Source organism: Hymenobacter terrestris (assembly GCF_013377905.1).
GTDB classification, from domain to species: Bacteria; Bacteroidota; Bacteroidia; order Cytophagales; family Hymenobacteraceae; genus Hymenobacter; species Hymenobacter terrestris.
Genome location: NZ_JABKAV010000093.1, coordinates 1 through 9,467, shown reverse-complemented (window position 1 = coordinate 9,467; position 9,467 = coordinate 1). Strand labels below are relative to the sequence as shown.

The window sequence follows — 9,467 nt, the reverse complement described above, 5'->3', positions numbered from 1 at the left end:
TCCCATTGAACTCGCCTTCAGCAAGCTCAAAACGTGGCTGCGCACAGCCTAGGCCCGCACCCGCGAGGCGTTGGAAGACATCATCCAAGCGGCGGCCGGCTGGATAAGCGAACAGGACGCCAAAAACTGGTTTGACCACTGTGGCTACCATGTACAGTAACCTGAGAACTGCTCTAGCTACTCCGTGCCGAACTGTTAGTGGTCGTCCTCGAAAACGGTCGTGGCTGTTGCAGAACCCATGACCGGATTCGGGCACGTTTCGTAGCAGAAGCATGCAAGGCAAGAAGCAGTACCTAGACAAAGAAGTGACCCGCTTTCGGCTCTCCGAGCGCATCCCACCTCATAACCTCTACCGCCGACTGGCGGAGTTAGTGGATTGGACGTTTCTCTACGAGCAAACACGCGCGCTTTACAGTCACACCGGACACCCGTCGCTCGATCCGGTCGTGTTCTTTAAGTTGGTGCTCGTGGGCCGACTGGAAAATCTGGTCAGCGACCGGCGCCTCGTCGAACACTGTGCCCTACGGCTGGACATCCTCTACTTTCTTGGCTATGAGCTGGACGAAGAACTGCCCTGGCATTCCACGGTGAGCCGTACGCGTCAACTCTTCCCCGCCTCGGTCTTCGAGCACCTGTTCGATCATGTTTTTGCCCAATGCGTGGCGCAGGGACTGGTTGCCGGTGATACGCAGGCCATCGATTCGGCTCCGGTTAAGGCGAATGCCGCACTGGACAGCATGCAGCCAAAGCAAGCGGCTACCGCCGATACCCCACTGTCCCCGGGGGTGCTCACCGCCCCGGCGCACCAACTGCGGCAGGAAGCTGCCCGCCAAGTGAAGCTACAAAAAGCACCGGGCGCGTTGGGGGCAGCCCATAGCAAAGCCCGTTTACTGAGCAATAAAACGCACTGTAGTACAACCGATCCAGACGCCCGCGTGTCGGTTAAACCTGGCAAGGCCCGCGCCTTAAACTACCTCTGTAGCCTGGCGGTCGATACGGGTCACGGCGTTATCAGTCACGTGCAGGCCGACTTCGCTGACAGTCGCGACAGCGTGCACCTGCCCCGCATCGTCGGCCGTTTACAGCCCCGCTTGCAGACACAAGGACTGTATTGGCACGAGCTACTGGCTGATGCCGGCTACGCCAATGGGTTCAACTATGCCTTTCTGGAGGAGCGCGGCATCACGCCCTGGATGCCGGTATTCGGCAAGTACAAAGCAACGGTCGAGGGCTTTACCTATGATTCGGTGACGGACACCTACACTTGCCTCGCCGACAAGCCGCTGCCCTTCCGCAAGATTGACACCAGCGCCGATGGCAACTGGCTCAAGCTCTATTGGGCCGCCTATCAAGACTGTCAACACTGTCCACTTAAACCAACCTGTGTGCCCACGGCTAAACGCAAGCAGCTCACCCGTACGGCGTATGATCCAGCTTATCGCCGGGCCTGGGCGCGGCAACAGAGCCGTCAGGGGCAGCTAATGCGGCGCAAGCGCCAAAGCACGGTCGAACCCGTGTTTGGCAACCTGATTCAGCACTATGGTCTGCGACGCGTGGGCACGCGCGGCAAAGCCGGGGCCCAGAAGACGATGCTCTTGGCGGCGATTGCCTATAATCTGAAAAAGCTACTCAAGTATCAGCCCCGCAAAGGCAAGGTAATCGCTCTCGCCTTACCTCCACCACCGCCCGCGTGGCCTCCTTTTCGGGTGCGAACACGACAAACAGTATCCCGCAGAAATTACTACGGTAACTCAGTCCCTAACAGGCAGAGTTCTGCAACAGCCACGAGCGTTTATCCTTGTGAACCTGACTTATTGACCCATCATGCACCAGATTCGGCTACGCCCGCGTCTCTACCGTTGCCCAGACGCTGGAGCTGCAACTCGATGCCCTGAACCAGATCCAGCTTGATCTTGCTGGCTAAGCTGGGGTAGAGGGCCCCAAGAGGACCTATTCACCGGGTCGGTAGAAAGTTTGTAACGGGTGGATGAGCCACCATATGCCAGAGAAAGGTATCTTTGGGCAGAACTCAACTTCTTTTTGTATGACGACCAAGACGACCAAGACCGAGACCACCCCGGCTGCTACGCCTGAGCAGACTGACCTCACCCGCGAGACCATCCACCGCCGCGTAAAGCAGGCCCAGGAGCGTCGTCGCCGTAAGCTCAAGCACGTAAATCCCTAATTTCCGCTGGCTTTCGCCGCAAGAAAAGCCCCATCTACGCGAGTAGATGGGGCTTTTCTATAACAGCCCTGGCCCCATCCCGCTAGTGCCGGCTCCTTGACCCTCACTCTCGCTTCATTGCGCGCTTATCGTCCCAGCCGGTCTGTGAAATCGGTTACCAAGTCGCCGATCAAGAACACTTCGTGGTGGGGCGTAGGAATAAGTTCCAGCTTGAGGTTGACGGCCGAATAAGTCGGCACGGTGCAGATGGCGGCCGAACCGTGAGAGAGGGAAGCCGCCGATGATACGCACGAGCCGGCCCAGGATTTCGCGCTCGTCGCGGGTAGGCAGGCCGTGGCGCAGCATCAGCAGGTGCGTGTGGGTGTGCGGTAGCGCCTAGCGCTGGCCCAGGATTTGGGTGCGTTCGACGTGGGCGAAGGTTGCCCTCAGATTTTGGCGCCTAGTGGCGGCGCGGGCAGCTGGCAACTCGGCGCGGTAGTACAGGCGCAGGCGGGAAGGGAGGCGGAAGTTGAGCGGGGCGTAAGTGGCTCGGCCAGGTAGTGCCCGCCCACTTTATGCAACACCGGAAAAGGCTGCAACAGCTTTGGCGGCAACCCACTTACGGAAGTAACTGCGTAGGTGGAATGTCTTTACTGTTTCTGGTCATGCGCTTTCGGTTTACAATTGTCTTATTTCTGGGGTTGTTGCCTCTCCTTGTTCACGCACAATCGGACAGCACGCGGGTGAGCAGTGACCACCTGATTGCCTACACCTTTGCCAACGATGCGTTTCTGCGCACGGATTACTACTTCACGCAGGGCATGACGCTGCTACTGGTGAGCCCCGCGCTGCAGCATTCGCTGGTTAACCGTATTCTCGGACCGGTACTGGCGGGGAGTATCCTGCACCACGGCATCCAATTGCACTACGATGGCTTCACGCCCCTGCGCATTCAGGACCCCTTTATTCGGGTCGGCGACCGACCCTACGCTTCCTACATTTACGCTGACCTGCTGCGCGTGGCCAGCCACCCCACCCGACGCCTGCGCGTAACCACGGCCTTCAACGTGGGCATTCTGGGGCCGGCGGTCGGGGCCAAAGGTTTTCAAACCAAGATTCACGAGCTGCTAGGGGCCCCCACGCCGCGCGGGTGGGACTATCAGGTGCAGACCGACGTGGTGCTGGGCTACGAAGCCCGGCTGGAAAAGCAGTTGCTGGCCGTTGGCCGCGGCCTGGAGGTAAACGGTGCAGCTAGTGCCTCGCTGGGTACTCTGCAGACTTATGCCGGTGTCGGCGCAACGCTACGGCTGGGGCTGCTGCAGCCCGCTTTGGCGACGCTGGGTGTGGCTAACCGGACCAACCGGGGTGGGCAGCGCCAGGTGCAGGCCTATGGGGAGGCGCAGGTGGAAGGCCGGGTGGTGGGCTACAACGCCACGCTGCAGGGCGGGTTGTTCAACCGTAACAACCCGTACGTGCTTTCCGCCGCGGCGGTCCGGCGGACTGTCGCCCGTAGCACGGCTACGCTGGGGCTGGGCTACGCTGGCTTTCGCTTGGAAGGTTCGCTTACGGGCATTTCGCCGGAATTCAGCGGGGCCCGCTGGCATCGGTGGACGATGCTGGGGATACGGTTCGCTTTCTAAATGGGATGTAGTGAAAAGCGGGGGTGTGAAATACAAGTATATTCTTTCTGGGGCTTAGGAAGCAAACGCGGTTAGAGGGGCTGTTGGCGAAGTAATTTAAGGAGCAGTTTATAGAGGTCCTCGTAACGATAATTGAGGCGAAATTCGGACTCTTTCAGATGGAGCAAAAAGGTGTACTCGGGCACGCCCTTGAACTGCTGGAGACGGGCTTTAGCGCAATTCCAGAAGGACTCGATGCCGTTGATGTGCGACGCGCCGCCCACGAATTCATCTTGGCCGTGGCGGAAGCGGAAGTGGCGGTCAAAGCCCACGTCCACCAGGCCGTCGTAGCCGCGCCAGCCGTCGGTGTTGACCATGGTGGCCAAGTCGATCTTGCCGCGTATGATGGCCTGCAGGATCTTTTTCGAGCAGCCGGGCACGATTTCCGTGTACACCTGCCCGCCGCGTTTGAACAGGCCGAAGACGATGGTTTTGTCGCTGGCCCCCGCGGCCCCGTTTGCCGCGCACCCGGCGCGGACCGAAGTAGCGCTCGTCGAGTTCGACCGCCCCGTCGAGTTCGACCGGCACGGGGCTCCAGGCCAGGAGCCGGTGGCATAGAAGCAGGTAGATGTCATTGACGGCCTCGGATACGGCCCGTGAGCCGGGCCGTATCCGAGGCCGTCAAATCCAAGGCAAACAGGCACAGCAAGTAGCGAAATTTGACTTCTGAAATTTTGCTGCACTTATAGTAGCGGTTAGCTGGTTGCATAACAGGAAGTTATGCCCCGTTTTCCCCATTTTGCTTCCTAAGCCCCTGGTTTTTTTTGAGGGCTGACTGTAAGCAGTTGAGAGTCTCACAATTGCAGAATAATAACCCTTTCAGCTAACCTTAACCCTGTAGTGATGGTCCTGATTGTCGCTGGCATGCTACGGCTATAGAAGTGGACAGCCTGCCACACCCCTCACATTTTTTTGGCATTCCGGCGGGCAGGCAAACTCGGCGGGGGGAAGGCGGGTATAGGGAAGTAGCGTATCCGTCCGATCGGCTGCTGCGGATTTCAACAGTCGACGCGGTCTACTCCTCAAGAAGCCAAGCTGCCCCCTTCCCCACCGTCTTACCACCCAAAACCTATACCCCCGTCCCGCCGATGAACCAAGCGCCCATTCCACAAGCCGGCGACCTGGCGCCCGATTGCGTGCTGCCCAACGGCACGCGCCTGCTGGACTTGCGCGGCCGGCCCGTCATTCTCGCGTTTGCCTCCGACACCTGGGACCCCACCCTGGCGCACCAGAGCGCCCTATTTGCGCGCCTCTCGGCCGACTTTGGCTCCGCCGGAGCGGCGTTCGTGGACATCGCCTCCGATGAGTGGCAGGCGCTGGACTGCCGCGGGGCACTGGCCGAGCGGTTTGGCGTGGCCGGGCAGCGGGCCCTCATCCTGCTCGACGAGCACGGCGTGGTGCGCTGGCGAACCGTGGTGGCCCCTGGGCAGGAGTTGCGGTCCGGCCAGGTACTCGCCGCATTGGAAGCCCTGAACCCGGCCACGGCTCCGGCTGCTGGCCCGGAAGCGGTTGCTTTCCAGCTTTCCCGCCGCACGTTTGTTACAGCCACGCTGGCGGCGGCGGCGTTGCTACTGCTGCCCGGCTGCGGCAGCAGTGAGTCTGATCAGGACTCGGCGGACGAGCAAGCAGCGGCCACTGCTTCTGATACGGTAGCGGTGGCGTTGACCATCAACGGCCAGGCCCACCGCTTGACGCTCGACCCGCGCGTGGCCCTGCTGGACGCCCTGCGCGAAAACCTGCACCTTACCGGCACCAAGAAGGGCTGCGACCACGGCCAGTGCGGCGCCTGCACCGTGCACCTCGACGGCCAGAGCGCCCTCGCGTGCCTAACCCTGGCCGTGATGGCCCAGGGCAAGGAAATCACCACCATCGAAGGGCTGGCCAAAGGTGAGGAGCTTCACCCCCTGCAGGCCGCCTTTCTCATGCACGATGCTTTTCAGTGCGGCTACTGCACACCGGGGCAGCTGATGGCCGCCACCGCGCTGCTGCAGGACAAAACGATGGACACCGGGTCGGGCGTGGAAATCCGCGAGGCCATGAGCGGCAACCTGTGCCGCTGCGCGGCTTATCCCAACATCATCGCCGCCATTCAAGACGTTCAGCGCGCCTAACCCCCCACCTTGCTATGCACCCATTCCAGTACCAGCGCGCCGACACCGCCGACCAGGCGGTAGCCACTGTAACGAAAACCGCCACCGCCACCTTCATTGCCGGCGGCACCTCGCACGTGGATTTGATGAAGGAGGGTGTGCACCGCCCTAGTGTGCTAGTAGACGTGTCGGGCCTGCCACTTAAGCAAATAACTCAGCACGAAGGCGGGCTGCGCATCGGCGCCAACGTTTCCAACTCGGCTGCGGCCATCTCGGCCGATGTCCGGCAGCGCTACACGGCCGTGAGCGAAGCGCTGCTGGCGGGTGCCTCGGTACAGATTCGCAATATGGCCTCCATGGCGGGCAACCCCTTGCAGCGCACCCGATGCCCCTACTTTCGCGACCTCACCCAGGCCTGCAACAAGCGCGAGCCTGGCTCCGGCTGCGCGGCCCTCGGTGGCTACAACCACGTGCATGCGCTGTTCGGGGCGTCCGATGCCTGCGTGGCAACCCACCCCAGCGACCTAGCTGTGGCCTTATCGGCCCTCGACGCCCGCGTGCAAACCCTCGGGCCCCGCGGGCCGCGGGCCATTGCCTTCCCCGAGTTGCACCGCCTGCCCGGCGACACACCACACCTGGACACGGTGCTCGAACACGGGGAGTTGATTACTAGCCTTGATTTGCCCCCCTTCACCGGCCGTTCCCACTACCTGAAGGTGCGGGAGCGTGCCTCTTATGCCTACGCCCTGGTGTCGTGCGCCGTGGCCCTGGAGATGGACGGGCCCAAGATTCGCCGGGTACGGGTAGCGCTGGGTGGGGTAGCCCACAAGCCCTGGCGCCTGCCCAAAGCCGAAGCAATGCTGGCCGGCCAGTTGCCCAGCGAGAAGCTGTTTCGCGCGGCGGCCACGGCGGCCTTTGCCGACGCCAAGCCGCTAGAGCACAACGCCTACAAAATCCCTATGGGTCGCAACCTGCTGGTGCGGGCCTTGCTGGAAACCAGCGGCCTGCAAGCCCTGCAGGGCCCGGCCGGCACGGCCTTCGCGGCCAGCGTGGGCGGGGTGGCCGGCCAGCTGGCCGTGCCCCGCTAACTTCATTTCATTCTACTACCTCTATTCCTTCCCTGCCCATGTCCGTCACTGGAAAACCCCTGGACCGCGTCGACGGCCGCCTCAAAGTAACCGGCGCGGCGCGCTTCACCGCCGAGTGGGAGGTGCCGGGCCTGGTGTACGGGGCCGTAGTAGACAGTGCCCGGGCGCACGGCACGGTCAGCGCAATAGACGTGGCGGCCGCCCGCAAAGCCCCGGGGGTACTGGCCGTGCTCACCCACGAAAACGCTCCGCGCCTGCAGCCGATGCCCGCCAAAGTGGGGGGAGTGCAGTTTCGGGGCGAAGGCGGCATCACCGAAACCCGGCAGCCCCTGCAGACCGCCGCCATCGAGTATGCCGGCCAGCCGCTGGCCGTGGTGGTGGCCGACACCCACGAGCGGGCCCGGTACGCGGCCTCGCTGGTGCGCGTCACCTACGCCGACAAGGTGCCCGAGCTGGCTATGGCCTCCGCCAAGCGCAAAACCTTGCCCGAATCGTTTTTGGGTAACAACGAAGAAAAGCTGCAGGTGACGGTGGGTGACCCCGCCGCCGCGCTGGCGGCCGCGCCGGTCAAGCTGGAGCGGGTCTACGAATCGGCCATTACCCACCACAACCCCATCGAGCAACTGGCTTCCATTGCCCGCTGGGAAAAGCGCAACGGCACCGACTTTCTGACCCTCTACGACATCACCCGCGGCCTGGAAGTGCTGCAGGAGGTGATGGCCGTCTCGCTGGGCTTGCCCCCGGAAAGCGTACACGTCATTTGCCCCTTTATCGGCGGCGCGTTTGGGGCCAAAGGCTGGCTTTATGCCCCGCCGCTGCTCACGGCCATGGCCGCCAAGGCGGTGGGCCGGCCGGTGAAGATAGAGTGGCGCCGGCAGGACATGTTTGCCGTGGCCGGGCACCGCGCCGCCACCCGGCAAACCGTGGCGCTGGGGGCCACGCGTGCGGGCAACATCACGGCTCTGCGCCACGACACGCTCACGCATTCCTCCCAGTCCAGCGGCTACACCGAGCCCTGCGCCCGGGTGTCGCGGATGATGTACGCCGTGCCCAACATGGCTTTTTCCCACCAGCTCGCCCACCTGCATCTGCCTTCGCCCTGCCCCATGCGCGGGCCTGGCGAAACTGTGGGCGGCTGGGCCCTGGAATGCGCTATCGACGAGTTGGCCGCCGAGCTCAACCTCGACCCCGTGGAACTGCGCCTGCGCAACTACGCCGACCAGAACCCCGAAACCGGCAAGCCCTGGAGCAGCAAGCACCTGCGCGAATGCTACGCCCGGGGCCAGAAACTGATAGGCTGGGAAGCCCGCAGCCCCCGGCCCCGCTCGATGCGCGCGGGCGGCCAGCTTCTCGGCTACGGCATGGCTACGACCATGTACCCGGCGGGCCGGAAGGAGGCCAAAGCCCGGGCCACCATCTTCGCCGACGGGCGGGCGCTGGTGCAGAGCGCCACTCACGAGCTGGGCAACGGGGCCTACACCATCTTTCGTCAAATCAGCGCCGACGCCCTAGCTCTGCCGGTGGAGCGGGTGCGGTTCGAGCTGGGCGACTCGGCGCTGCCGGCCGCGCCTACCTCAGGCGGGTCGACCACCACGGCCACTGTGGGCCCCGCAGCGCAGGTGGCGGCCAGGGCGGTGCTGGAGGCCCTCAAAAACCTGGCGCTGCGCGACGCGCAGTCGCCGCTGTTTGGGGCGGCGGCCGACGCCATTGAGGCGCGGGAGGGCCGGTTGGTACTGAAAGCCAGCCCCGGCAAAGGAGAGGAGTACGGCGCCATTTTGCGCCGGGCGAAGCTGCCTTCCGTGATGGCTATCGATGAAGCCAAGCCGGGGGAGGAGCGGGAGAAATACTCGTTTTATTCTTTCGGCGCCGTGTTTGCCCAGGTGCGGGTGGACGAGGCCAGTGGCTCGATTCGCGTGGCCCGCCTGTGCGGGGTCTACGACGTGGGCCGGCTGATGAACCCGAAAACGGCACACTCCCAGCTTATCGGCGGCATGGCCATGGGCATCGGCGCCACGCTCATGGAAGCCACGCATTACGACCCGCGCAACGGCCGGGCGGTGGTCCGCAACTTGGCCGACTACCATGTGCCGAGCATGGCCGACACGCCGGACATCGAGGTGGAGTGGCTGGGCATTCCCGACCCGCACATCAGCGAGCTGGGCGCGCGCGGCATCGGCGAGATTGGCTGCGTGGGCACCACGGCGGCCATCACCAATGCCGTGTTTCACGCCACAGGCCAGCGGCTCCGCTCGTTACCGCTCACGCCCGACAAGCTGCTGGAGGCGTAGCGCCGGTTCTCGGCGGGAAGCAAAATGGCCAAGAAAGCCGGACTCAACATCCACTGCTCATCGGACCGTCTTAAGATTGAAAAAATGTCAACCTATTTCCGGACAAGACAAACTTCAAATCAAGTCTCAATTGTGTCCGGCTTAACTAGACCACCTCA

At 63.0% G+C, this 9,467-nt stretch carries 6 protein-coding genes and 2 pseudogenes; 6 read left to right on the top strand and 2 right to left on the bottom strand.

All coding sequences use genetic code 11. The annotated features are described in order from the left end of the window. The first annotated feature begins 272 nt into the window (after nt 1–272). A complete protein-coding gene (locus tag HW556_RS17210) occupies nt 273–1,895 on the top strand; it encodes an IS1182 family transposase (protein WP_176901360.1) in 1,623 nt (540 codons plus the stop codon). Between the two features lie 149 nt (nt 1,896–2,044). Then, complete coding sequence (locus HW556_RS17205; RefSeq protein ID WP_176901359.1) at nt 2,045–2,185, top strand: hypothetical protein; 141 nt, start codon at nt 2,045–2,047, stop codon at nt 2,183–2,185. A gap of 261 nt (nt 2,186–2,446) precedes the next feature. Here the strand turns inward: HW556_RS17205 and HW556_RS19070 are convergent. Then, nucleotides 2,447–2,545, bottom strand: a pseudogene (locus HW556_RS19070) (DUF3703 domain-containing protein); the annotation flags it as partial. 323 nt (nt 2,546–2,868) lie between these two features. Between HW556_RS19070 and HW556_RS17195 the strand changes: the two are divergent. Then, complete coding sequence (locus tag HW556_RS17195; RefSeq protein ID WP_176901357.1) at nt 2,869–3,804, top strand: lipid A deacylase LpxR family protein; 936 nt, start codon at nt 2,869–2,871, stop codon at nt 3,802–3,804. A 71-nt stretch (nt 3,805–3,875) separates the two neighbouring features. On the opposite strand, the pseudogene HW556_RS17190 reads toward HW556_RS17195, so the two are convergent. Further along, a pseudogene (locus HW556_RS17190) lies at nt 3,876–4,552 on the bottom strand (IS1595 family transposase). 379 nt (nt 4,553–4,931) lie between these two features. Here HW556_RS17190 and HW556_RS18975 point away from each other — a divergent pair. Genes HW556_RS18975 through HW556_RS17175 form a run of 3 tightly spaced genes read left to right on the top strand, consistent with a single transcriptional unit; the run spans nt 4,932 to nt 9,309 of the window. Beyond that, on the top strand, nt 4,932–5,954 hold the full coding sequence (locus HW556_RS18975; protein ID WP_176901356.1) for a 2Fe-2S iron-sulfur cluster-binding protein: 1,023 nt from the start codon (nt 4,932–4,934) through the stop codon (nt 5,952–5,954). A gap of 14 nt (nt 5,955–5,968) precedes the next feature. Beyond that, complete coding sequence (locus HW556_RS17180) at nt 5,969–7,021, top strand: FAD binding domain-containing protein (protein WP_176901355.1); 1,053 nt, start codon at nt 5,969–5,971, stop codon at nt 7,019–7,021. A 38-nt stretch (nt 7,022–7,059) separates the two neighbouring features. Beyond that, complete coding sequence (locus HW556_RS17175) at nt 7,060–9,309, top strand: xanthine dehydrogenase family protein molybdopterin-binding subunit (RefSeq protein ID WP_176901354.1); 2,250 nt, start codon at nt 7,060–7,062, stop codon at nt 9,307–9,309. The last annotated feature ends 158 nt before the right edge of the window (nt 9,310–9,467 follow it).

Bases quoted from the DNA above. Each gene is read 5' to 3' on its own strand.
- HW556_RS17180 (WP_176901355.1), top strand. From the start codon at position 5,969: ATGCACCCATTCCAGTACCAGCGCGCCGACACCGCCGACCAGGCGGTA.
- HW556_RS17205 (WP_176901359.1), top strand. From the start codon at position 2,045: ATGACGACCAAGACGACCAAGACCGAGACCACCCCGGCTGCTACGCCT.
- HW556_RS17175 (WP_176901354.1), top strand. From the start codon at position 7,060: ATGTCCGTCACTGGAAAACCCCTGGACCGCGTCGACGGCCGCCTCAAA.
- HW556_RS17210 (WP_176901360.1), top strand. From the start codon at position 273: ATGCAAGGCAAGAAGCAGTACCTAGACAAAGAAGTGACCCGCTTTCGG.
- HW556_RS18975 (WP_176901356.1), top strand. From the start codon at position 4,932: ATGAACCAAGCGCCCATTCCACAAGCCGGCGACCTGGCGCCCGATTGC.